This window comes from Streptomyces sp. NPDC055815, assembly GCF_053616475.1.
In genome coordinates this window covers 57805-81150 of the sequence record NZ_JBSHDU010000006.1, presented here as the reverse complement: position 1 = coordinate 81150, position 23346 = coordinate 57805, and the positions used below count along the sequence as shown (strand labels likewise).

General features: G+C 71.7%; 18 protein-coding genes. 13 read left to right on the top strand and 5 right to left on the bottom strand.

Features of this window, described 5'->3' with window-relative positions; all coding sequences use genetic code 11:
- The first annotated feature begins 17 nt into the window (after positions 1 to 17).
- Both rnc and mutM read left to right on the top strand, forming a co-directional pair.
- Positions 18 to 812, top strand: a complete 795-nt coding sequence (rnc, locus tag ACWGN5_RS06615; protein ID WP_351189757.1) for a ribonuclease III — start codon at positions 18 to 20, stop codon at positions 810 to 812.
- A 173-nt stretch (positions 813 to 985) separates the two neighbouring features.
- On the top strand, positions 986 to 1846 hold the full coding sequence (gene mutM / locus ACWGN5_RS06610) for a bifunctional DNA-formamidopyrimidine glycosylase/DNA-(apurinic or apyrimidinic site) lyase (RefSeq protein WP_453511747.1): 861 nt from the start codon (positions 986 to 988) through the stop codon (positions 1844 to 1846).
- Here mutM and ACWGN5_RS06605 read toward each other — a convergent pair.
- The gene (locus ACWGN5_RS06605) at positions 1836 to 2222 is read right to left on the bottom strand and encodes a winged helix-turn-helix transcriptional regulator (protein ID WP_453511746.1); all 387 of its coding nucleotides are present in this window, start codon (positions 2220 to 2222) and stop codon (positions 1836 to 1838) included. The genes mutM and ACWGN5_RS06605 overlap by 11 nt on opposite strands.
- Positions 2223 to 2345: 123 nt before the next feature.
- On the opposite strand from ACWGN5_RS06605, the gene ACWGN5_RS06600 reads away from it, so the two are divergent.
- Positions 2346 to 2930: a flavodoxin family protein gene (locus tag ACWGN5_RS06600; protein ID WP_453511745.1), complete on the top strand. Its 585-nt coding sequence runs from the start codon at positions 2346 to 2348 to the stop codon at positions 2928 to 2930.
- Between the two features lie 74 nt (positions 2931 to 3004).
- Here the strand turns inward: ACWGN5_RS06600 and ACWGN5_RS06595 are convergent, their stop codons facing one another.
- Positions 3005 to 3913 (bottom strand): CAP domain-containing protein, encoded by a 909-nt coding sequence (locus tag ACWGN5_RS06595; protein ID WP_453511744.1) that lies wholly within the window; start codon positions 3911 to 3913, stop codon positions 3005 to 3007.
- A gap of 204 nt (positions 3914 to 4117) precedes the next feature.
- Between ACWGN5_RS06595 and ACWGN5_RS06590 the strand changes: the two genes are divergently transcribed.
- From ACWGN5_RS06590 to ACWGN5_RS06575, 4 genes are all read left to right on the top strand, one after another.
- Positions 4118 to 4399 (top strand): acylphosphatase, encoded by a 282-nt coding sequence (locus tag ACWGN5_RS06590; RefSeq protein ID WP_369146756.1) that lies wholly within the window; start codon positions 4118 to 4120, stop codon positions 4397 to 4399.
- Positions 4400 to 4788: 389 nt separating this feature from the next.
- Positions 4789 to 5007 (top strand): hypothetical protein, encoded by a 219-nt coding sequence (locus tag ACWGN5_RS06585; protein WP_030690660.1) that lies wholly within the window; start codon positions 4789 to 4791, stop codon positions 5005 to 5007.
- A 232-nt stretch (positions 5008 to 5239) separates the two neighbouring features.
- Positions 5240 to 8770, top strand: coding sequence for a chromosome segregation protein SMC (smc, locus tag ACWGN5_RS06580; protein WP_453511743.1), 3531 nt, complete (start codon positions 5240 to 5242; stop codon positions 8768 to 8770).
- A 180-nt stretch (positions 8771 to 8950) separates the two neighbouring features.
- The gene (locus ACWGN5_RS06575) at positions 8951 to 10384 is read left to right on the top strand and encodes a sugar porter family MFS transporter (RefSeq protein WP_453511742.1); all 1434 of its coding nucleotides are present in this window, start codon (positions 8951 to 8953) and stop codon (positions 10382 to 10384) included.
- Positions 10385 to 10470: 86 nt separating this feature from the next.
- Here the strand turns inward: ACWGN5_RS06575 and ACWGN5_RS06570 are convergent, their stop codons facing one another.
- Positions 10471 to 11442: an LLM class flavin-dependent oxidoreductase gene (locus tag ACWGN5_RS06570; RefSeq protein ID WP_453511741.1), complete on the bottom strand. Its 972-nt coding sequence runs from the start codon at positions 11440 to 11442 to the stop codon at positions 10471 to 10473.
- Positions 11443 to 11495: 53 nt separating this feature from the next.
- Entirely contained in the window at positions 11496 to 12953 is a 1458-nt protein-coding gene (locus tag ACWGN5_RS06565) for a cytosine permease (RefSeq protein ID WP_453511739.1), read from the bottom strand.
- A 273-nt stretch (positions 12954 to 13226) separates the two neighbouring features.
- On the opposite strand from ACWGN5_RS06565, the gene ftsY reads away from it, so the two are divergent.
- On the top strand, positions 13227 to 14447 hold the full coding sequence (gene ftsY, locus ACWGN5_RS06560; RefSeq protein WP_453511738.1) for a signal recognition particle-docking protein FtsY: 1221 nt from the start codon (positions 13227 to 13229) through the stop codon (positions 14445 to 14447).
- A 62-nt stretch (positions 14448 to 14509) separates the two neighbouring features.
- On the opposite strand, the gene ACWGN5_RS06555 is transcribed toward ftsY, so the two are convergent.
- The gene (locus ACWGN5_RS06555) at positions 14510 to 15163 is read right to left on the bottom strand and encodes a bifunctional DNA primase/polymerase (RefSeq protein WP_453511736.1); all 654 of its coding nucleotides are present in this window, start codon (positions 15161 to 15163) and stop codon (positions 14510 to 14512) included.
- Positions 15164 to 15588: 425 nt separating this feature from the next.
- On the opposite strand from ACWGN5_RS06555, the gene nsdA reads away from it, so the two are divergent.
- The 5 genes from nsdA (at position 15589) to ffh (ending at position 23327) form a co-directional block, all read left to right on the top strand.
- On the top strand, positions 15589 to 17064 hold the full coding sequence (nsdA, locus tag ACWGN5_RS06550; protein WP_453511735.1) for a transcriptional repressor NsdA: 1476 nt from the start codon (positions 15589 to 15591) through the stop codon (positions 17062 to 17064).
- 340 nt (positions 17065 to 17404) lie between these two features.
- Complete coding sequence (locus ACWGN5_RS06545; RefSeq protein WP_453511734.1) at positions 17405 to 18751, top strand: ammonium transporter; 1347 nt, start codon at positions 17405 to 17407, stop codon at positions 18749 to 18751.
- Positions 18748 to 19086, top strand: coding sequence for a P-II family nitrogen regulator (locus ACWGN5_RS06540; protein WP_015036464.1), 339 nt, complete (start codon positions 18748 to 18750; stop codon positions 19084 to 19086). Before ACWGN5_RS06545 ends, ACWGN5_RS06540 begins: the two co-directional genes overlap by 4 nt.
- Positions 19087 to 19106: 20 nt before the next feature.
- Entirely contained in the window at positions 19107 to 21557 is a 2451-nt protein-coding gene (locus ACWGN5_RS06535) for a [protein-PII] uridylyltransferase (protein ID WP_453511733.1), read from the top strand.
- Between the two features lie 216 nt (positions 21558 to 21773).
- The gene (gene ffh / locus ACWGN5_RS06530; protein WP_392156890.1) at positions 21774 to 23327 is read left to right on the top strand and encodes a signal recognition particle protein; all 1554 of its coding nucleotides are present in this window, start codon (positions 21774 to 21776) and stop codon (positions 23325 to 23327) included.
- Positions 23328 to 23346: the final 19 nt, after the last annotated feature.

Below are 23346 nucleotides of genomic sequence, written 5' to 3'. Positions count from 1 at the left end.
GGCTGGTGAGAGGCACGATGTCTGAGAACATCAGCGCAGCCTCGTCCCACACGCTTCTGGAAGGGCGGCTCGGGTATCAGCTCGAGTCCGCCCTTCTGGTGCGTGCGCTGACCCACCGCTCGTACGCGTACGAGAACGGCGGTCTGCCCACCAACGAGCGCCTCGAGTTCCTCGGGGACTCCGTGCTCGGCCTGGTGGTCACGGACACGCTGTACCGCACCCACCCCGATCTCCCGGAAGGCCAGCTGGCCAAGCTCCGGGCCGCGGTGGTCAACTCGCGTGCGCTGGCGGAGGTCGGCCGCGGCCTCGAACTCGGCTCCTTCATCCGGCTCGGCCGGGGCGAAGAGGGCACGGGCGGCCGGGACAAGGCGTCCATCCTCGCCGACACCCTTGAAGCGGTGATCGGCGCGGTCTATCTCGACCAGGGCCTCGACGCGGCGTCCGAGCTGGTGCACCGGCTCTTCGACCCGCTGATCGAGAAGTCCTCGAACCTCGGTGCCGGCCTGGACTGGAAGACCAGCCTCCAGGAGCTCACCGCGGCCGAGGGTCTGGGTGTGCCGGAGTACCTCGTCTCCGAAGAGGGTCCGGACCACGAGAAGACCTTCACCGCTGCCGCCCGCGTCGGTGGTGTCTCGTACGGCACCGGCACCGGCCGCAGCAAGAAGGAAGCGGAACAGCAGGCGGCGGAGTCCGCGTGGCGCGCGATCCGCGCGGCCGCGGACGAGCGCGCGGCGGCGGCGAAGGCCGCGGCCGACGCCGGCACGGGAGAGGTCGCCGACCCCTCTCCGACCGCCGACCGGGCCTCTGCCTGACGCCCGGCGAGCCGCCGTCACCGACCACCGACTGACGGCACCCGCACTCCTTCGACGGAGCCTTCCCGCCCGCCCCCGCCAGGGGCGGGCGGAGTCGTTTCCGGGGGAGGCGGGGCGGGCCTTCCCGGGCGGTAGGCTGGCTTGGCCTGTCCGTACCCCTCCGGAGGAGTCCCGTGCCCGAGCTGCCCGAGGTCGAGGTCGTACGGCGCGGTCTGGAGCGCTGGGTCGCCGGGCGGACCGTGACCGAGGTCGAGGTGCTGCACCCCAGGGCCGTACGGCGTCATCCGGCGGGCGGCGAGGACTTCGCGGCCCGGCTGAAGGGGCAGCGCTTCGAGGTCGCGCGACGGCGCGGCAAGTACCTGTGGCTGCCGCTGGCGGAGACCGGCACGTCCGTCCTGGGCCACCTCGGCATGAGCGGTCAGCTGCTCGTGCAGCCGGAGGGCGCCCCGGACGAGAAGCACCTCCGCATCCGCATCCGCTTCGACGACGCCGCCGGCACCGAGCTCCGCTTCGTCGACCAGCGCACCTTCGGCGGCCTCTCGCTCCACGACCAGACCCCCGACGGGCTCCCGGACGTCATCGCGCACATCGCCCGCGACCCGCTGGACCCGGCGTTCGACGACGCCGCCTTCCAGGGGGCGCTGCGGCTGCGCCGTACCACCGTCAAGCGGGCGCTGCTCGACCAGTCGCTGATCAGCGGCGTCGGGAACATCTACGCCGACGAGGCGCTCTGGCGGTCGAAGCTGCACTACGACCGGCCGACGGCCACCCTGACCCGGCCGCGCTCGGCCGAGCTGCTCGGCCATGTCCGGGACGTGATGAACGCGGCGCTCGACGCCGGCGGCACCAGCTTCGACAGCCTGTACGTGAACGTCAACGGCGAGTCCGGCTACTTCGACCGCTCCCTCGACGCGTACGGACGCGAGGACGAGCCCTGCCGCCGCTGCGGTACGCCGATGCGGCGACGGGCGTGGATGAACCGGTCCAGCTACTTCTGCCCGCGCTGCCAGCGCCCGCCGCGCGTCACGGCGTAGGGGCCGCGGCGCGCTCCGTGTCGTAACTCTCGCGCGAGGCGAGCACCTGGTCCATCCGGCCCTCGACGAGCTGGATGAGTCCGAGGAGCCGCTCGGCGACCTCGCGGCCGAGCGGGGTGAGCCGGTAGTCGACCCGCGGCGGGTTCGTGGGCTGCGCCTCGCGGTGGACGAGGCCGTCGCGCTCCAGGGCGTGCAGGGTCTGCGACAGCATCTTCTCGCTGACGCCGTCGACCCGGCGCCGCAGTTCGTTGAAGCGGAACGTCCCTTCGTGCAGGGCGCTCAGGGTCAGGCTGCCCCAGCGGCCCGTCACGTGCTCCAGCGTGCCGCGCGAGGGACAGGCGCGCGCGAACACGTCGTAGGCGAGGTCGTCAGTCATGCCCCCACGTTACTCCCGCGCAGCGCTTACTGCCATGAGGGCGCTACCCATCTGCTTGCGCTTTCCAAAAGTTAGTGCTCTACTTCTGGTCATCACCCCGAACGCCTCTTCGAGGAGCCTTTTGTGACCACCCCCGTCGTCTCCATCGCCTTCCACTCCGGCTACGGCCACACCACGGTCCTCGCCGAGGCCGTCCGTGCCGGCGCCGCCGACGCGGGCGCCACCGTCCACCTGATCAAGGTCGACGAGATCACCGACGCCGAGTGGGAGCTGCTCGACGCCTCCGACGCGATCGTCTTCGGCTCCCCGACCTACATGGGCACCGCCTCCGGCGCCTTCCACCAGTTCGCCGAGGACACCTCGAAGCGCTGGTTCTCCGACGCCTGGCTGGACAAGCTCGCCGCCGGCTTCACCAACTCCGGCTCCAAGAGCGGCGACAAGGGCCACACCCTTCAGTACTTCCAGACCCTCGCCGGCCAGCACGGCATGAACTGGATCAACCTCGGCCTGAAGCCCGGCTGGAACACCAGCGAGGCCTCCGAGAACGACCTCAACCGCCTCGGCTTCTTCTCCGGCGCCGGCGCCCAGACCCACAACGACCTCGGCCCCGAGGGCGTCCACAAGGCCGACATCGCCACCGCCGAACACCTCGGCCGCCGCGTCGCCCGGACGGCCCGCACCTTCGCAGCCGGCAAGTCCGCCGCCTGATCCCACGCACTCCGTCCCGCACACGAAAGGGCCCCGTCACCTCAGAGGTGACGGGGCCCTTTCGGCTCGGCGGCTCAGTAGCCGAAGTCCTGGGTCCACCAGGGGCCGCCGTCGCCGAAGACGACGCCTACGCCCAGGGTGGTGAAGTCGCAGTTCAGGATGTTGGCGCGGTGGCCGTCGCTGTTCATCCAGGACGCCATCACCGCCGCCGCGTCCACCTGGCCGCGCGCGATGTTCTCGCCGCCCATGCCCGTGACGCCCGCCTGCTCCGCGCGGGCCCACGGCGTGTCGCCGTCCGGGTCCGTGTGGTCGAAGAAGCCGCGCGCCGCCATGTCCGCGCTGAACGCGCCGGCCAGTGCCGAGAGCTTCGCGTCCACGCGGACCGGGGTGCAGCCCACCTTGGCGCGTTCGGCGTTGACCAGGCGCACGACCTCGGCCTCGGCGGCGTCGCCCCGGTCGGCGGTGGAGGTGACCGTGGTCGTCCGGAGCGGTGCCGGCGCGGTCGGGTCCGGCTTCGGTGCGGGTGCCTTCGTCGTGGGCGCGGCCGCGGCCTTCGTCGGGGTCGGCTTCGCCGTGGGCGTCTTCGACTTCGTCGGGGTCGGCTTCGGCTTCGGCGTCGCCTTCGGGCTCGGCTTCCTGGACGGCGTCGCCGAGGGGGAGGGGGCGGTGCGGGCCTTGCCGCCGCTCGCCTCCGTGCCCGTACCGGTCGGAGTCTGCGTGGCCCCGCCCTGCGTCGTCAGCTCCGGGGCCTGCCGGGTCTGGACCTGGCGCTCGCTCGTGCCGGCGCTGCCGACGGTGAACGTGTCGCCGCCGGGAAGCAGGCCGGAGGCGACGGCGACGGCGCCGACCGCGACCGCCGCGGAGGCGCCGAGCAGGCCGTTGCGCACCGGCCGACGGCGGCGGGCACCCCGGTTCGGGCGGCCCGCGCCGGCCGCGTAGTCTTCTGCGGCGGGTGCGGCGCCGGAGCGACGGTGGCGTCCCATCTGCTCTGCCTTCCTCTGCTGGTCTTTCGCGGTGCTGTGCCGGATCTTCGCCGGGGCTTTGCTGATCTTTGCTGTCGGTACCGTTCCGGCTCGACAGTCGAACGGCACGCCCTCGAACGGGTGAGGCGTGTTCGGTCGGGACTGTAGTCCATGAGAAGCAGGGGCGATGTGCTCATCTGGCAATCCGCCCGTTAGCGTGCAGCCATGAGCGACGACGTACGGATGACCGCCTGGGTGCGCGGCCGGGTACAGGGAGTGGGCTTCCGCTGGTTCACCAGGGCAAACGCCTTGGAGATCGGCGGCCTGGTGGGCTTCGCCCTGAACCTCGACGACGGCAGGGTGCAGGTCGTGGCCGAGGGGCCGCGTGAGAATTGCCACCGTCTGCTCGACTGGCTCCAGTCCGCCGACACACCCGGACGTGTGGACGGCGTGACTGAGATCTGGGACACCCCGCGCGGCGGCTACGACAGCTTCGCCATCCGCTGACGATCACGCTCCGGAACCCCGCCCGGTGACCGAGAGCGGCACCGGGCGGACACGCGGTAACAGCCGCGTGACCAGCGAACGGCCTGATGGTTGCCAAGTCGCGCCGGTCGTGCAAGGCTGCCCGGTAAGGATGATCGCGACGCCCCCGAGGCGCCGAGTTCGAAGGCCCCGCCGCCCACTGAGCGGCCGTGGACTCCTCGGTAGCCCTTCAAACGGGGCGTGATCGTGTTGACCGTCAAACTTTTTGGTGAGACGCTGGAATCCCCGCGCACCTTAGCTGTTTGGCAGTGGAACCGGCACGACAAGCAGTACTGCCGAGCACCGCGGGTGCGAATCCCTCACGACCCACACCGCTTCGGTCGGTCACTCATTGTGGAGGACCATCCATCATGGCAAAGGCGCTTCTCGGTTACGTCGGCGGCTCCGACCCGCGACTCCTCGCCGAGATGCGACGGCTCCAGCAGCGCGTCCAGGACCTCGAATCCGAGCTGGTACGGATCCAGTCCGAGAACGACACGCTCGCCGCTGCCGCCGCTCAGCACCAGGGAGAGTCGCTGCTGAACAGCATCGACCTCGACGTACCCCAGGCAGAGCCTGCGCTCACCTGACAACCCAGCCCCCAGGGGCCAGGTGGAAAGTATTCTCGTCGGCGCAGCCGGACACCCATACAGCTGATCGTGCGGAACGACGCACGTGCACGACAGCTGGACATGCAAGGGGCGCCTCGGCGTCCCTTCTTTCTTTCACCCGCTGTTTCCCCCGCGTACCACCCCTCCTCATCCGAGGATCTGCCCCACGCGATCGCGGGCGAAACGCACGCGCCCCGGTAGAGTCCCCGGGGTGCACCTCAAGGCCCTGACCCTCCGCGGATTCAAGTCGTTCGCCTCGGCCACCACGCTGCGGTTCGAACCGGGAATCACCTGTGTCGTGGGCCCCAACGGTTCGGGCAAGTCCAACGTGGTGGACGCCCTGTCCTGGGTCATGGGCGAGCAGGGCGCCAAGTCGCTGCGCGGCGGCAAGATGGAGGACGTCATCTTCGCCGGCACGACCGGGCGCCCGCCGCTCGGCCGCGCCGAGGTCTCGCTGACCATCGACAACTCCGACGGCGCCCTGCCCATCGACTACGCCGAGGTCACCCTCACCCGGATCATGTTCCGCGGCGGCAGCAGCGAGTACCAGATCAACGGCGACACCTGCCGGCTGCTCGACTTCCAGGACCTGCTCTCCGACTCCGGCATCGGCCGCGAGATGCACGTCATCGTCGGGCAGGGCCAGCTCGACTCCGTGCTGCACGCCGACCCGATGGGCCGCCGCGCCTTCATCGAGGAGGCCGCAGGCGTCCTCAAGCACCGCAAGCGGAAAGAGAAGGCGCTGCGGAAGCTGGACGCGATGCAGGCCAACCTCGCGCGCGTGCAGGACCTCACCGACGAACTCCGCCGCCAGCTCAAGCCGCTCGGCCGGCAGGCCGCCGTCGCCCGCCGCGCCGTCGTCATCCAGGCCGACCTGCGCGACGCCCGGCTCCGCCTCCTCGCCGACGACCTCGTCCGCCTCCAGCAGGCCCTGACCGCCGAGGTCGCCGACGAGGCGGCCCTGCTCGCCCGCAAGGAGGCCACCGAGGCCGAGCTGCGCGCCGCCCTCGCCACCGAGGCCGGGCTCGAAGCGGAGGCCCGCACCCTGGTGCCCCGCCTGGAGCGCGCACAGCAGAACTGGTACGCCCTCTCCCAGCTCGCCGAGCGCGTCCGCGGCACCATCTCCCTGGCCGACGCGCGCGTGAAGAGCGCCACCACCGCACCCGCCGAGGAGCGCCGCGGCCGCGACCCGGAGGACCTGGAGCGGGAGGCCGCCCGCGTCCGCGAACAAGAGGCCGAGCTCGAAGCCGCCCTGGAGGCCGCCGAGCGCGCTCTGGAGGACACCGTCGCCCACCGCGCGGACCTGGAGCGGAGCCTCGCGGACGAGGAGCGCCGCCTCAAGGACCTGGCCCGCGCCATCGCCGACCGCCGCGAGGGCCTCGCCCGGCTCCACGGCCAGGTCAACGCCGCCCGCTCGCGCGCCGCCTCCGCCCAGGCCGAGATCGACCGGCTCGCCGCCGCCCGCGACGAGGCCGCGGAGCGCGCGACCGCGGCCCAGGAGGAGTACGAACAGCTCAAGGCCGAGGTCGACGGCCTCGACGCGGAGGACACCGAGCACAGCGAACGGTACGAGGCCGCCCGCCGCGAACTCGCCGACGCCGAGGCCGCGCTGAGCGCCGCCCGCGAGGCCGCCGCCACCGCCGAACGCCGCCGCGCCGCCACCCGCGCCCGGCACGACACCCTCGCCCTCGGGCTCCGCCGCAAGGACGGCACGGGCGCCCTGCTCTCCGCGGGGCTCACCGGACTCCTCGGCCCGGCGGCCGAACTCCTCGCCGTCACCCCGGGATACGAGGTCCCCGTCGCCGCCGCACTCGGCGCGGCCGCCGACGCGCTCGCCGCCGAAGGGCCCTCCGCCGCCGCCGAGGCCCTGCGCCTGCTGCGCAAGCAGGACGCGGGCCGGGCCACCCTGATCCTGGCCGGAGCCCCCGAGCCGCGGCCCGCGGTTCCGGCCGACGGACACCCGTACGCCGCCGACCTGGTCCACGGGCCCGCCGAACTCCTCGCCGCCGTCCGCCGGTTGCTCGCCGGGACGGTGGTCGTCGGCGACCTCGACGAGGCCGCCGAACTCGTCAGGACCCGGCCCGAGCTGACCGCCGTCACCGCCGAAGGGGACCTGCTCGGGGCGCACTTCGCGCAGGGAGGATCGGCCGGCGCGCCCAGCCTCCTCGAAGTCCAGGCCTCCGTCGCCGAGGCCGCCGCCGAGCTCGACGAACTCGCCGTACGGTGCGAGGAGTTCGCCGCGGCACAGACCGAGGCCGCCGAGCGCCGCCGGACCGCGTCGGCGCTCGTCGAGGAGCTCGACGCCCGCCGCCGTGCCGGTGAGCGCGAGCGGTCCGCCGTCGCCCAGAAGCTCGGCCGGCTCGCCGGGCAGGCCAGGGGAGCGGCCGGGGAGGCCGAGCGGACCGCGGCCGCCGCCGCCCGCGCCCAGGAGGCCCTGGAGAAGGCCACCGCCGAAGCCGAGGAACTCGCCGAACGGCTCCTCGTGGCCGAGGAGATGCCGGCCGAGGACGAGCCCGACACCTCCGTGCGCGACCGGCTCGCGATCGACGGCTCCAACGCGCGCCAGACCGAGATGGAGGCGCGGCTCCAGGTCCGTACCCACGAGGAGCGGGTCAAGGGCCTCGCCGGACGCGCCGACTCGCTCGACCGGGCCGCCCGCGCCGAACGGGAGGCACGCGCGCGTGCCGAGCAGCGCCGGGCCCGGCTGCGCCACGAGGAGCGCGTCGCCGGCGCGGTCGCCGCCGGTGCCCGCGCCCTCCTCGCCCATGTCGAGGTGTCCCTGGTCCGCGCCGAGCGGGAGAGGGGGGTGGCCGAGGCGGCGAGGGCCGACCGGGAGCAGGGCCTGACGGCCGCCCGGGCCCGGGGCCGGGACCTCAAGGCCGAGCTCGACAAGCTGACCGACTCCGTGCACCGGGGCGAGGTCCTCGGCGCCGAGAAGCGGCTGCGGATCGAGCAGCTGGAGGCCAAGGCCCTGGAGGAGTTCGGCGTGGAGGCGACCGCCCTGGTCGCCGAGTACGGCCCGGACCAGCCCGTGCCACCGTCGCCGACCCCCGACGGCGAGCCGCTGCCCGAGGACGGAGGGGCGAGGCCGTTCGTCCGTTCGGAGCAGGAGAAGCGGCTGAAGGCCGCCGAACGGGCGTACCACCAGCTCGGCAAGGTCAACCCGCTGGCCCTGGAGGAGTTCGCGGCTCTGGAGGAGCGGCACCGCTTCCTCTCGGAGCAGCTGGAGGACCTGAAGAAGACCCGTACCGACCTGCTTCAGGTCGTGAAGGAGGTCGACCTGCGCGTGGAGCAGGTCTTCACCGAGGCGTACCGGGACACGGCCCGCGAGTTCGAGGGCGTCTTCTCGCGGCTCTTCCCGGGCGGCGAGGGCCGTCTCGTCCTCACCGATCCGGACAACATGCTCACCACCGGCGTCGAGGTGGAGGCCCGCCCGCCGGGCAAGAAGGTCAAGCGGCTCTCGCTGCTCTCCGGCGGGGAGCGCTCGCTGACCGCCGTGGCGCTGCTCGTGTCGATCTTCAAGGCGAGGCCCAGTCCGTTCTACGTGATGGACGAGGTCGAGGCGGCGCTGGACGACACCAACCTCCAGCGGCTGATCCGGATCATGCGGGAGCTCCAGGAGTCCTCGCAGCTGATCGTGATCACGCACCAGAAGCGGACGATGGAGGTCGCGGACGCGCTGTACGGCGTGTCCATGCAGGGCGACGGCGTCTCGAAGGTGATCAGCCAGCGACTCCGCTGAGCCACTTCGTTCAACATGTGAACCCAAGCGGCCTCGCTGTGCTCATAAAGTCACATGACATCGACTATTGACTTCGAAACTTGAAGGCATAGTCTCTGCAACGTTGCTTTAACCTTCACGTGGTGGGCGGCGTGAAGTTGTGCGCCACTGGAAGGGCTTGCCCCCCACCGAGGAGTCCATGTGACCAGCACCGCGCAGGCGCCCACGCCGCCGCCTTCCGAAGGCCGAGCCGCTCACCCGGACCACCTCGGCCACGTCATCTTCATCACGGCCTCCGCCGCGATGGGCGGCTTCCTCTTCGGCTACGACAGCTCCGTCATCAACGGCGCCGTCGAAGCGATCCGGGACCGCTACGACATCGGCTCCGGGACCCTCGCGCAGGTCATCGCCATCGCCCTGATCGGCTGCGCCATCGGCGCCGCCACCGCCGGCCGGATCGCCGACCGCATCGGCCGCATCCGCTGCATGCAGATCTCCGCGGTCCTCTTCGCCGTCAGCGCCGTCGGCTCCGCGCTGCCCTTCGCCCTCTGGGACCTCGCCTTCTGGCGGATCATCGGCGGCTTCGCCATCGGCATGGCCTCCGTCATCGGCCCCGCCTACATCGCCGAGGTCGCCCCCGCCGCCTACCGCGGCCGCCTCGGCTCCTTCCAGCAGGCCGCGATCGTCATCGGCATCGCCATCTCCCAGCTGGTCAACTACGGCATCCTGCAGCTCGCCGACGGCGACCAGCGCGGCGAGATCGGCGGCCTGGAAGCCTGGCAGTGGATGCTCGGCGTGATGGTCGTCCCCGCGCTCCTCTACGGCATGCTGTCCTTCGCGATCCCCGAGTCCCCCCGCTTCCTCATCTCCGTGGGGAAGACCGACCGGGCGAAGGAGGTCCTCGCCGAGGTCGAGGGCCACGGCGTCGACCTCGACCACCGCGTCGCCGAGATCGACCAGGCCATGCGCAGCGAGCACAAGTCCACCTTCAGGGACCTGCTCGTCGTCGGCAGCAGGTTCAAGCTCCTGCCCATCGTCTGGGTCGGCATCGGACTCTCGGTCTTCCAGCAGCTCGTCGGCATCAACGTCGCCTTCTACTACTCCGCGACCCTCTGGCAGTCCGTCGGCATCGACCCGTCGAGCTCGTTCTTCTACTCGTTCACCACGTCGATCATCAACATCATCGGCACCGTGATCGCGATGGTCCTGGTCGACCGCGTCGGCCGCAAGCCGCTCGCCCTCGTCGGCTCCATCGGCATGGCGGTCGCCCTCGCCTTCGAGGCCTGGGCCTTCTCCGCCGACCTCGTCGACGGCAAGCTGCCCGAGACCCAGGGCGTCGTGGCGCTCGTCGCGGCCCATGTCTTCGTGCTCTTCTTCGCCCTCTCGTGGGGCGTGGTGGTCTGGGTCTTCCTCGGCGAGATGTTCCCCAACCGGATCCGCGCCGCCGCCCTCGGTGTCGCCGCCTCCGCCCAGTGGATCGCCAACTGGGCCATCACCGCCAGCTTCCCGTCCCTCGCCGACTGGAACCTGTCCGGGACCTACGTCATCTACACGGTCTTCGCCGTGCTCTCGATCCCCTTCGTGCTCAGGTACGTCAAGGAGACGAAGGGCAAGGCGTTGGAGGAGATGGGCTAAACCCCGCTGCCCCTCTCCTCACGACGACTGCCCCGGCCCGAGGCCTCATGCCTCAGGCCGGGGCAGCACGCGTCTCCGTACGTGTCTCAGGCGGTGAGCCGCGGAAGTACGTCGTCGCAGAACAGCCGCAGGCTCCGCCACCCCTCCTCGACCGGCATCCCGCCGCACAGCGGATGCAGTACGAGGCTCTCCAGGCCGAGCGCCAGGCACTCCTCCGGAGTGACCACCCGGTACACCCCCTCCGCCCGCAGCTCCGCCACCGTCGTCGCCGCCGAACGCACCGCCGAGCGGATGTCCTTCGACTGCCAGGAGGCGTAGGTCCGCGCCTCGTGGAGGAAGTGCTCCCCGTGCTCCGCCCACGTCCGGTCCGGGTCCGCCGACAGATGCAGCAGCGGGGTCTCCTTCGCCGGCATCATCGTCCAGCCCTCCGTGCCGTACTCCGCACACCGCTCCTGGTAGTACGTCTCGAGCTCCGGAAGGTGCGCGCTCGGGAAGAACGGCAGCCCCAGCCGGGCCGCCCGCCGCGCCGCCGCCCGCGAGGAACCCCCGACAAGCAGCAGCGGATGCGGCCGGGTGAACGGCCGCGGGGTGACCCGTACCGTACGGCCCTGATACGTGAACGGCTCCCCGGTCCAGGCCGTGAGCAGGGTCTCCAGGAGCAGGTCCTGGAGCTTGCCCCGCCGCCCCCAGTCGACCCCGCGCTCCTCGTACTCCTCCGGCCGGTAGCCGATCCCCGCCACCGTCACGAGCCGGCCCCCGCTCAGCAGGTCCAGGACCGCGATGTCCTCGGCCAGGCGCAGCGGATCGTGCAGCGGGCCGATGATCGCCGAGACCGTGACCGCGATCCTGCGCGTCGCGCCGAAGACCGCGCCCGCGAAGGCGAAGGGGGAGGGCAGCCAGTTGTTCTCGACCCCGTGGTGCTCCTCGGTCTGCACGGTGTCGACGCCGTGCTCGTCGGCGTACGCGGCCATGGCGAGCGCGGCCCGGTAGCGCTCCGAGAGGGAGTCCGGGGTCGCACGGGGATCGACGAGGTTGAACCGTACGACGCTGAACGGCATGGGAAAGTCCCCCTTCGCAGGTGCGCGGAAGGGGGACAGTAGCTGACAGGGCGTCAGATGGAAACGGTCTCGCGCACTTCGGCGGGCGCCACCGGAGCCGGCTGCGCAGTGCGCGGCAGCACCGCGTAGAGCACGCCCGCGAGCACGATCGTCGCCGCCCAGCCCAGGCCGTTCTCGCCGATCCAGGAGAAGGCGAGCGGACCCGAGAACCAGTCGACCTTCGTGAACAGCAGCCCCACGAGCAGCGCCACGGCCCACGCCGTCATGGCCTGCCAGGCGAAACCGCCCCGGTACCAGTACGCGCTGGTGCGGGTCGTGTCCATCAGCGCCTTCGCGTCGTACGACCTCCGGCGCAGCATGTCCACGCCGAAGACGCCGATCCACGCCGAGAACGCCACCGCGAGCAGCGTCAGGAACGAGATGAACGAGCCGATGAAGCTCGTCGCCACGACCATCAGGAGGAAGCCGAAGACCAGGCTGATCACCGCGTTCACGCTCACCGCCGCGGCCCGCGACACCTTGATGCCCAGGGTCTGCGCCGTGAACCCGGCCGAGTACATCGACATCGAGTTGATGAGCAGCATCCCGATCAGGGCGATCAGCAGGTACGGCACCGAGATCCACATCGGCAGCAGCTCACCGATGAAGGAGACCGGGTCCTGCGCCGAGGCCAGGTCCGGCGTGGACACCGCCATCACCGCGCCCATGAGCACCATCGGGAGCACCACGATCCCGGCGCCGCCGATCGTCGACCCGACCATCGCCTTCGAGGAGGCCGTACGCGGCAGGTAGCGCGTGAAGTCGGGGCCCGAGGGCACCCAGCTGATGCCGCCGGCCGCGATCGTGCCGATGCCCGCGACCATCATCGCCGTCGAACCGGCCGGCTTGTCGAAGACCGCCGACCAGTCGGTGTTCGCCACCAGATAGACCAGGACGAGCACGGAGAAGGCGCCGAAGAGGTACGTCGACCACTTGCTGCACACCCGCAGCGCGTTGATGCCGAGACCCGACACCAGGAACGTGCAGGCCACGAAGAGCAGCAGCGTCACCACGATGAGGAGCGTGTTCGACTTCACTCCGAAGAGCAGGTCGAGGACGGTGAGCACCGCGTACGCGCCGGCGACCGCGTTGATCGTCTCCCAGCCCCAGCGGGCCACCCAGATCAGCGCACCGGGAAAAAGGTTTCCGCGCTGACCGAAGACGGCCCGCGACAGCGCCATGCCGGGCGCCCCGCCGCGCTTCCCCGCGATCGAGATCAGGCCGACGATCCCGTACGAGAGGACCGGCGCGACGACCGCGACGACCAGGACCTGCCAGAAGTTCAGGCCGTTGAAGACGACGAGCCCGGCGCCCATGGTGAGCAGCAGCACACTGATGTTGGCCGCGACCCAGGTCGGGAAGAGCTCACGGACCCGGCCGGTCCGCTCGGCGTCGGGGACGGGTTCGAGACCGCGGGTCTCCATGGCACCGTCGTGCGTCGCGCCTGCGGCTTCGGAGGCGTGGTGGGGCATGGGGGTACTCCGTACAGATGTGGGGGATCCGAACATCGTACATTCGCGGCCAAACGAGCAAAGGGTGTGTCAGCCCACGCAATGGGCTGACACACCCCTTGGGTGCGCCATGCGCGCCTGAACTCGATCCCGATACTGGACGAGTTGTGACTCCGCCCCGAGAGGCTTCCCGTCGGCACGCGGCCGAACGGCGGACCAGCCCGGCCCGCAGGGGCGTGCCCCTGTGGAGTGAACGACGGGAGGCGGGGGAGGTCACGCCATACTGGAGCTGTTATGGAACTCATCCTTGCTGTAGTCATCGCTCTGGTCGTCGCGGTCGCCGTGACAAGCGGGCTCGTGATCAGCGGCCGCAAGAAGAAGCAGCTGCCGCCGGCCGAGCCGCCGTCCACCACGCCGACCATCACCGCTCCGCCCGCGGAACCGCACGTCGGCGACGAGGCGGAGACGCCGCGGGAGGAACCACGCCGCACCGTCGAGGAGGTCGAGCTCCCCACCGCCGAGGCCCCCGAGGCCCCGGTCGCGGTCGAGGAGCCCCTCGTCGAGGAGCCCGCCGCCCCCGAGATCGAGGTCCCCGAGCCCACCGCCGGCCGTCTCGTGCGGCTCCGGGCCCGCCTCGCCCGCTCCCAGAACTCGCTCGGCAAGGGGCTGCTCACGCTGCTGTCCCGCGAGCACCTCGACGAGGACACCTGGGAGGAGATCGAGGAGACGCTCCTCACCGCCGACGTCGGCGTCGCCCCCACCCAGGAGCTCGTCGACCGGCTGCGCGAGCGGGTCAAGGTGCTCGGCACCCGCACCCCGGACGAGCTGCGCGGCCTGCTCCGTGAGGAGCTCGTCACCCTCCTCGGGGACTTCGACCGCTCGGTGAAGACCGAGAGCCCCGAGGACATCCCGGGCGTGGTCATGGTCGTCGGCGTCAACGGCACCGGCAAGACCACCACCACCGGCAAGCTGGCCCGTGTCCTGGTCGCCGACGGCAAGTCCGTCGTCCTCGGCGCCGCCGACACCTTCCGTGCCGCCGCCGCCGACCAGCTCCAGACCTGGGGCGAGCGCGTCGGCGCCCGGACCGTGCGCGGACCGGAGGGCGGCGACCCGGCGTCGATCGCCTTCGACGCGGTCAAGGAGGGCATCGCCGAGAAGGCCGATGTCGTCCTCATCGACACCGCCGGCCGGCTCCACACCAAGACCGGCCTCATGGACGAGCTCGGCAAGGTCAAGCGCGTCGTCGAGAAGCACGGCCCGCTCGACGAGATCCTCCTCGTCCTCGACGCCACCACCGGCCAGAACGGCCTGATCCAGGCCCGTGTCTTCGCCGAGGTCGTCGACATCACCGGCATCGTGCTGACCAAGCTCGACGGGACCGCCAAGGGCGGCATCGTCGTCGCCGTCCAGCGCGAGCTGGGCGTCCCGGTCAAGCTGGTCGGCCTCGGCGAGGGCCCGGACGACCTGGCGCCGTTCGAGCCGGGCGCCTTCGTCGACGCCCTGATCGGCGACTGACGCCCCGCACGGCATGCGCGAAGGGCCCCCGCCATCCGATGGCGGGGGCCCTTCCCGTACGTCTAGAAGTGTGTCCGGTGGCAGATGTACGCCAGGGTGCCCAGCAGCAGCCGCGCCTGCGGCGGCGCGCCCGCCGTGTCGAGGGTCGGCGGCCGCAGCCAGCGCACCGGCCCGAGCCCGCCCAGGTCCGACGGGGGAGCGGTGATGTGGGAGCCCGGGCCCAGACCGTGCAGGTCCAGGTCGGCGTCGTCCCAGCCCATCCGGTAGAGCAGCTGCGGCAGCTCGGCCGCCGCGCCCGGGGCCACGAAGAAGCGCGCCCGGCCGGTCGGGGTCGCGCACACCGGGCCGAGCGGCAGCCCCATGCGCTCCAGGCGCACCAGCGCCCGGCGGCCCGCGGCCTCGGCGACCTCGATCACGTCGAAGGCGCGGCCGACCGGGAGGAGCAGCGCCGCGCCCGGGTACTCGGACCAGGCCTTCACGGCGTCGTCGAGGCCGGCGCCCGCCGGGACCGGTTCCGCGAAGGAGAGGGGGTGCGCGCCGGGGGCCGCGCAGGCCGGATCGCCGCAGGAGCACTGGCCGGAGACGGCCCGCGCGCCGGGGACGACGTCCCAGCCCCAAAGTCCCGTGTACTCGGCCACCGCTGTGCACTCCGTGGTGCGTACGCGGCGGCGTGCGCCGGACCGCATCTCACGAATGCCGCCGATCGTGAAACCCATGCCCCCTCCAACGGGTCGAGCGCGCCGGTGGTTACGACCCGGAGCACCGTCGTCACCCTTCGTCACGGTCCGTCGCCGAATGTGGCGCACGGTCGTGAGTGGGGTGGTGCGGACCGGGACACGCGCCTCTCCGCGCTTCCGTCCGCCGACTCCGGTTCGTCGCATGTCAAGTGAATCGCGTTCCACGCGTGGCGAGTTCATTCGAAGGGGTGGCGAATGGTGGCGTTTCTTGAATCGCCCTCGTGGAGGGGTGATCGTAGGATTACTTTCGGTACTCGAACCTCGGGATCGCTTGCACGCGTGGGTATGCCGGAGGCAACCCGGTTTCCAGTTCGAAGGAGTGCGAACGTCGGACGGGTGCCGCGAGAGACGGCATTCTGATAGGGGTTCGTACGACAGGTCATCAGGTGGATGGGGGCGTTCCAGTGAGCGGCAACGGCGCAGACGGTACGACTGCCGGCAAGCGCCCGAACGAGCAGCTGGGCTCGTGGTTCGTGCGCAGCGGCTGGTCGAAGGGCGAACTGGCACGCCAGGTGAACCGCAGGGCGCGCCAGATGGGCGCGCACCACATCTCCACCGACACCTCGCGCGTGCGCCGCTGGCTCGACGGCGAGCAGCCCCGCGAACCGATCCCGCGGATCCTCTCCGAGCTCTTCTCCGAGCGCTTCGGCTCCGTCGTCGCCATCGAGGACATCGGGCTGCGCACCGCCCACCAGTCACCGTCCGTCTCCGGCGTCGACCTGCCCTGGGCGGGGCCGCAGACCGTCGCCCTGCTGAGCGAGTTCTCCCGCAGCGACCTGATGCTCGCCCGCCGGGGCTTCCTCGGCTCCTCGCTCTCGCTCGCCGCGGGACCCGCCCTCATCGAACCGATGCAGCGCTGGCTCGTCCCCACCCCGGCCGGTGACATCGAGCGCCCCGAGCCGATCGTCGACGCCCGCCGGCCCAACCGGCTCTCCGAGATCGAGCTCGACCTCCTGGAGTCCACCACCGCGATGTTCCGCAAGTGGGACGCCCAGTGCGGCGGCGGACTGCGCCGCAAGGCCGTCGTCGGCCAGCTCCACGAGGTCACCGACCTCCTCCAGGAGTCCCAGCCGACCGCCACCGCCAAGCGCCTCTTCACCTGCGCCGCCGAACTCGCCGAGCTGGCCGGCTGGATGAGCTACGACGTGGGCCTCCAGCCCACCGCCCAGAAGTACTTCGTGCTGGCGCTGCACGCCGCCAAGGAGGCCGGCGACAAGCCCCTCGGCTCGTACATCCTGTCCTCGATGAGCCGCCAGATGATCCACCTCGGCCGGCCCGACGACGCCCTCGAACTCATCCACCTCGCCCAGTACGGCAGTCGGGACTGCGCCACCTCCCGCACCCAGGCCATGCTGTATGCGATGGAGGCCCGCGCCTACGCCAACATGGGGCAGCCCTCCAAGTGCAAGCGGGCCGTCCGGATGGCCGAGGACACCTTCGCCGACGTCGGCCTCGACGGCGAGCCCGAGCCCGACTGGATCGGCTTCTTCTCCGAGGCCGAGCTCAACGGCGAGAACTCCCACTCCTACCGCGACCTCGCCTACGTCGCCGGCCGCTCCCCGACCTACGCCTCGCTCGCCGAGCCCGTCATGGAGCGGGCCGTCGAGCTCTTCGAGAAGGACCCCGACCACCAGCGCTCGTACGCGCTCAACCTGATCGGCATGGCCACCGTCCACCTCCTCAAGCGCGAGCCCGAGCAGTCCGTGGTCCTCGCCGAGAAGGCCCTCGGGGTCGCCCGCAGCATCCGCTCCGAGCGGGTCAACACCCGACTCCGCAAGACCGTCGACCACGCCGCCCGCAACTACAGCGACGTCGCCGAGGTCGTCCAGCTCACCGACCGGCTCACCCAGCTCCTCCCCGAGGCCGCCGAAGCGGTCTGACCCTCCCCGGGGCCCCAGGCCCCTCGCACCGGCCCCCCGCGGGGCCCGCACCAGACCCCGGCCGCGCCGGACGTCCCGTAAAGCCCGACTCGGCTCCCCCGCCGCAAGGTCACACGGACGCCCGGCGCGGCCGGCTGGATTCCCGGACGTCTCCTCGTACCGACACGTCCGTTCACGGTCACGTAACACGCCCCACCCCTTCGTCACTGCGCCGAAACATCGAGCGGCATCGGCGGAAACCGCGCTGCGCGAATCTCTGGCCCATAACCGGCCACCCCTCAAGGCCGGACGCTCCCCGGCCCCGCCCCGCACGGCCGCATTCGACGACGAGGAGACGCCGATGGCACCAGCCATCACGACCCTGGCCGCAGACGCCCCCGAGCTGTCTGCCGCCAACACCGGGTTCATGCTCATCTGCTCCGCCCTGGTCATGCTGATGACCCCGGCACTCGCCTTCTTCTACGGAGGCATGGTCCGCGTCAAGTCCACCCTCAACATGCTGATGATGAGCTTCATCAGCCTCGGGATCGTCACGATCCTCTGGGTGCTCTTCGGCTTCAGCCTCGCCTTCGGCACCGACTCCGGCTCCCTCATCGGCTGGTCCTCCGACTACGTCGGCCTCAGCGGCATCGGCATCACCGAGCTCTGGGACGGCTACACCATCCCGGTCTACGTCTTCGCCGTCTTCCAGCTGATGTTCGCGATCATCACCCCCGCGCTCATCAGCGGCGCCCTCGCCGACCGCGTCAAGTTCACCGCCTGGGCCCTCTTCATCACCCTCTGGGTCACGATCGTGTACTTCCCCGTCGCCCACTGGGTCTGGGGCGCCGGCGGCTGGCTCTTCGAGATGGGCGTCATCGACTTCGCCGGCGGCACCGCCGTCCACATCAACGCCGGTGCGGCGGCCCTCGGCGTCATCCTCGTCATCGGCAAGCGCGTCGGCTTCAAGAAGGACCCGATGCGCCCGCACAGCCTCCCGCTGGTCATGCTCGGCGCCGGTCTGCTCTGGTTCGGCTGGTTCGGCTTCAACGCCGGCTCCTGGCTCGGCAACGACGACGGCGTCGGCGCCGTGATGTTCGTCAACACCCAGGTCGCCACCGCCGCCGCCATGCTCGCCTGGCTCGCGTACGAGAAGCTCCGCCACGGCTCCTTCACCACCCTCGGCGCCGCCTCCGGCGCGGTCGCAGGCCTCGTCGCCATCACCCCCTCCGGCGGCTCCTGCTCCCCGCTCGGCGCCATCGCCATCGGCGCGATCGCCGGTCTGGCCTGCGCCATGGCCGTCGGCCTCAAGTACAAGTTCGGCTACGACGACTCCCTCGACGTCGTCGGCGTCCACCTCGTCGGCGGTGTCATCGGCTCCCTCCTCGTCGGCCTCTTCGCCACCGGCGGCGTCCAGTCCGAGGCCAAGGGCCTCTTCTACGGCGGCGGCCTTGAGCAGCTCGGCAAGCAGGCCATCGGCGTCTTCGCCGTCCTCGCCTACTCTCTGATCGCCTCCGCGATCCTCGCCCTGATCATCGACAAGACGATGGGGATGCGGGTCAGCGAGGACGACGAGGTCTCCGGCATCGACCAGGTCGAGCACGCCGAGACCGCGTACGACTTCAGCGGAGCCGGCGGCGGCATCACCGGACGCAGCAGCTCCGCGGCCACGCCCGTCCCGAGCGAGAACAAGAAGGTGGACGCATGAAGCTCATCACCGCGGTCGTGAAGCCGCACCGGCTCGACGAGATCAAGGAGGCCCTCCAGGCCTTCGGGGTCCACGGCCTCACCGTCACCGAGGCCAGCGGCTACGGCCGGCAGCGCGGCCACACCGAGGTCTACCGGGGCGCCGAGTACACCGTCGACCTGGTCCCCAAGATCCGCATCGAGGTCCTCGTCGAGGACGAGGACGCCGAACAGCTCATCGACGTCGTCGTGAAGGCCGCCAGGACCGGCAAGATCGGAGACGGCAAGGTGTGGAGCGTGCCGGTCGAGACCGCCGTACGGGTCCGCACCGGCGAGCGCGGTCCGGACGCACTGTAAGCACGGATGGGAGCCGCCGGGTGACGAACCTCGACACGAGCGACACGACCGAAGCATCGGGACCCGGCGGTTACGCGGCGGCCCGGCTGCTCCTCCTCCAGGAGAAGGAGCAGCCCGGGCCGCCGCGCCGTGCCGCCCTCGCCCGGCTCACCGACGACTGGCTGGCCGGCCTCTTCGCCGCCGCCGCACCGCCCCGCGGGACCGCCCTCGTCGCCGTCGGCGGCTACGGGCGCGCCGAACTCTCCCCGCGCAGCGACCTCGACCTCGTCCTGCTCCACGACGGCACCGCCGACAAGGCCGCCGTCGCCGCCCTCGCCGACCGGATCTGGTACCCCGTCTGGGACCTCGGCCTCGCCCTCGACCACTCCGTCCGCACCCCCGCCGAGGCCCGCGCCACCGCCGCCGACGACCTCAAGGCCCACCTCGGCCTCCTCGACGCCAGGACCCTCGCCGGAGACGCCGGACTCGTCGCCGCCCTGCGCACCACCGTCCTCGCCGACTGGCGCAACCAGGCCCCCAAGCGCCTCCCCGAACTCGACGCCCTCTGCCGCGAGCGCGCCGAACGCGCCGGGGAGCTGCAGTACCTCCTCGAACCCGACCTCAAGGAGGCCAGGGGCGGCCTCCGCGACGCCCAGGTGCTGCGCGCCGTCGCCGCCTCCTGGCTCGCCGACGCCCCCCGCGAGGGCCTCGACACCGCCCGCCGCCGCCTCCTCGACGCCCGCGACGCCCTCCACCTCGCCACCGGCCGCGCCACCGACCGGCTCGCCCTCCAGGAACAGGACGCCGTCGCCGCCGAACTCGGCCTCCTCGACGCCGACACCCTGCTCCGCGAGGTGTACGAGGCCGCCCGGACCATCTCGTACGCCGCCGACGTCACCTGGCGCGAGGTCAACCGCGTCCTCAAGGCCCGCTCCGCCCGCCCGGCCCGGCTCCGCGCCCTCCTCAGCCGCAACGGCGGCGCGAAACCGCCCGTCGAACGCACCCCGCTCGCCGAAGGCGTCGTCGAGATGGACGGCGAGGCCGTCCTCGCCCTCAGCGCCAAGCCGGAACGCGACCCGGTCCTGCCCCTGCGGGCCGCCGCCGCGGCCGCCCAGTCCGCCCTGCCGATCTCCCTGCACGCCGTACGCCGCCTCGCGGCCGCCGCCAAGCCCCTGCCGGTGCCCTGGCCCGCCGAGGCCCGCGAGGAACTCGTCACGCTCCTCGGCGCGGGCGAGGCCACCGTCCCCGTCTGGGAGGCCCTGGAGGCCGAAGGACTCATCAGCCGGCTCCTGCCCGACTGGGAGCGGGTCCGCTGCCGCCCCCAGCGCAACCCCGTCCACACCTGGACCGTCGACCGGCACCTCGTCGAGACCGCCGTACGGGCCTCCTCCCTCACCCGCCGCGTCGGCCGCCCCGACCTCCTCCTCGTCGCCGCCCTCCTCCACGACATCGGCAAGGGCTGGCCCGGCGACCACTCCGTCGCCGGCGAGACCATCGCCCGCGACCTCGCCGCCCGCATCGGCTTCGACCGCACCGACACCGCCGTCATCGCCACCGCCGTCCGCCACCACCTGCTCCTCGTCGAGACCGCGACCCGCCGCGACCTCGACGACCCCGCCACCGTCCAGTCCGTCGCCACCGCCGTCGGCACCCTCGGCACCCTGGAGCTCCTGCACGCCCTCACCGAGGCCGACGCCCTCGCCACCGGGCCCGCCGCCTGGTCCTCCTGGCGCGCCTCGCTGGTCGCCGACCTGGTCAAACGGGTCGCCGGGGTCCTCGCGGGCGCGCCCCTGCCCGATCCCGAGGCCGCCGCGCCCAGCGCCGAACAGGAACGGCTCGCGATCGAGGCCCTGCGCACCGGCGAACCCGTCCTCGCCCTCCACACCCGCGACGAACAGCCCCTCGACGAGGAGGAGCCGGAGCCCGTCGGCGTCGAGCTCCTCATCGCCGTGCCCGACCAGCCCGGCGTCCTCCCCGCCGTCGCCGGCGTCCTCGCCCTCCACCGGCTCACCGTCCGCGCCGCCGACCTCCGCGCCGTCGACCTCCCGGGTGGCCTCGGCTCCGGCTCCGTCCTCGTCCTCGACTGGCGCGTCGCCGCCGAGTACGGCTCCCTGCCCGAGGCCGCCCGGCTCCGCGCCGATCTCGTCCGCGCCCTGGACGGCTCCCTCGACATCCCCGCCCGGCTCGCCGAACGCGAGGCCGCCTACCCCCGCCGCCGGGGCCTCACCGCCCCGCCGCCCCGCGTCACCGTCGCCGCCGCCGACTCCCGCCTCGCCACCGTCATCGAGGTCCGCGCCCAGGACGCGCCCGGCCTGCTCCACCGCATCGGCCGCGCCCTGGAGGGCGCGACGGTCCGGGTGCGCAGCGCCCATGTCTCCACCCTGGGCGCGAACGCCGTCGACACCCTGTACGTGACCCGCCCGGACGGCTCCCTCCTCCGGGACGAGGAGGCGATCGACCTGGCCCGGGCGCTGGAGGAGGCGCTGGGGTGACCTCGGGGCGACCCCGTCGTTGAGCACGGAGTGCTCCCTGCGCGAGCGGGGGTGGTCCACTCCGTGGCAACGGTTGCCTGTCCGAGGCCGTGTGCTCCCCACATCTGCGGGGTTCCCGCCCTTGCCGGTCCAATCCGACCGGCAAGGGCGGTCGTGTCCTGGGGCCGGATACCCTGGGTGGCGACCATCCGCCCCGACCCGAGGATCGCGACCACCGTGTTCGATACGCTTTCCGACCGCCTCAGCGCGACTTTCAAGTCCCTCCGGGGCAAAGGCCGCCTCTCCGAGCAGGACATCGACAGTGCGGCCCGGGAAATCCGTATCGCCCTCCTTGAGGCCGATGTCGCCCTGCCGGTCGTTCGCGCGTTCATCAAGAACGTCAAGGAGAGGGCGCTCGGCGCCGAGGTCTCCAAGGCCCTGAACCCCTCGCAGCAGGTCATCAAGATCGTCAACGAGGAGCTCATCAGCATTCTCGGTGGCGAGACCCGCCGTCTGCGGTTCGCCAAGACCGCGCCGACCGTGATCATGCTCGCCGGTCTCCAGGGTGCCGGTAAGACCACCCTCGCCGGAAAGCTCGGTGTCTGGCTGAAGAGCCAGGGCCACTCGCCGCTGCTCGTCGCCTGTGACCTCCAGCGCCCCAACGCCGTCAACCAGCTCTCCGTCGTCGCCGACCGCGCGGGCGTGGCCTTCTACGGCCCGCAGCCGGGCAACGGCGTCGGTGACCCGGTCCAGGTCGCCAAGGACTCCATCGAGTACGCGCGGACCAAGCTGTACGACGTCGTCATCGTCGACACCGCCGGCCGCCTCGGCATCGACCAGGAGCTGATGCAGCAGGCCGCGGACATCCGCGACGCCGTCAGCCCCGACGAGGTCCTCTTCGTCGTCGACGCCATGATCGGTCAGGACGCGGTCAACACCGCCGAGGCCTTCCGTGACGGCGTCGGCTTCGACGGCGTCGTGCTCTCCAAGCTCGACGGCGACGCCCGCGGTGGTGCCGCGCTCTCCATCGCGCACGTCACCGGCAAGCAGATCATGTTCGCCTCCAACGGCGAGAAGCTGGACGACTTCGACGCGTTCCACCCGGACCGCATGGCGTCCCGCATCCTCGGCATGGGCGACATGCTCTCCCTCATCGAGAAGGCGCAGCAGACCTTCGACGAGGAAGAGGCCGCCAAGATGGCCTCGAAGCTCGCCTCGAAGAAGGGCGAGGGCTTCACGCTCGACGACTTCCTGGCCCAGATGGAGCAGGTCCGCAAGATGGGCTCCATCTCGAAGCTGCTCGGGATGCTGCCCGGCATGGGCCAGATGAAGGAGCAGATCGCCAACATCGACGAGCGCGATGTCGACCGTACGGCCGCCATCATCAAGTCGATGACCCCGGCCGAGCGCCAGGACCCGACCATCATCAACGGCTCCCGCCGTGCCCGTATCGCCAAGGGTTCCGGTGTCGAGGTCAGCGCGGTCAAGGGCCTGGTCGAGCGGTTCTTCGAGGCCCGCAAGATGATGTCCCGCATGGCGCAGGGCGGCGGCATGCCGGGGATGCCGGGCATCCCGGGCATGGGCGGCGGCCCCGGCCGGCAGAAGAAGCAGGTCAAGCAGGCCAAGGGCAAGCGCAAGAGCGGCAACCCGATGAAGCGGAAGGCCGAGGAGCAGGCCGCGGCCGAGCGCCGCGAGCAGGCGCAGGCCGGCGGCGCCTTCGGGCTCCCGGCGGCGGGGCAGACCCCGAAGGACTTCGAGCTCCCGGACGAGTTCAAGAAGTTCATGGGCTGATCGAGTCCGTGTGAGGGGC

Excerpts from the sequence above, each read along its gene's own strand:
- ACWGN5_RS06595 (WP_453511744.1), bottom strand. The coding sequence starts at position 3,913 with ATGGGACGCCACCGTCGCTCCGGCGCCGCACCCGCCGCAGAAGACTAC.
- ACWGN5_RS06540 (WP_015036464.1), top strand. The coding sequence starts at position 18,748 with ATGAAGCTCATCACCGCGGTCGTGAAGCCGCACCGGCTCGACGAGATC.
- rnc (WP_351189757.1), top strand. The coding sequence starts at position 18 with ATGTCTGAGAACATCAGCGCAGCCTCGTCCCACACGCTTCTGGAAGGG.
- ACWGN5_RS06585 (WP_030690660.1), top strand. The coding sequence starts at position 4,789 with ATGGCAAAGGCGCTTCTCGGTTACGTCGGCGGCTCCGACCCGCGACTC.
- ACWGN5_RS06545 (WP_453511734.1), top strand. The coding sequence starts at position 17,405 with ATGGCACCAGCCATCACGACCCTGGCCGCAGACGCCCCCGAGCTGTCT.
- ACWGN5_RS06555 (WP_453511736.1), bottom strand. The coding sequence starts at position 15,163 with ATGGGTTTCACGATCGGCGGCATTCGTGAGATGCGGTCCGGCGCACGC.
- ACWGN5_RS06590 (WP_369146756.1), top strand. The coding sequence starts at position 4,118 with ATGAGCGACGACGTACGGATGACCGCCTGGGTGCGCGGCCGGGTACAG.
- ACWGN5_RS06570 (WP_453511741.1), bottom strand. The coding sequence starts at position 11,442 with ATGCCGTTCAGCGTCGTACGGTTCAACCTCGTCGATCCCCGTGCGACC.
- ftsY (WP_453511738.1), top strand. The coding sequence starts at position 13,227 with ATGGAACTCATCCTTGCTGTAGTCATCGCTCTGGTCGTCGCGGTCGCC.
- ACWGN5_RS06605 (WP_453511746.1), bottom strand. The coding sequence starts at position 2,222 with ATGACTGACGACCTCGCCTACGACGTGTTCGCGCGCGCCTGTCCCTCG.
- ACWGN5_RS06565 (WP_453511739.1), bottom strand. The coding sequence starts at position 12,953 with ATGCCCCACCACGCCTCCGAAGCCGCAGGCGCGACGCACGACGGTGCC.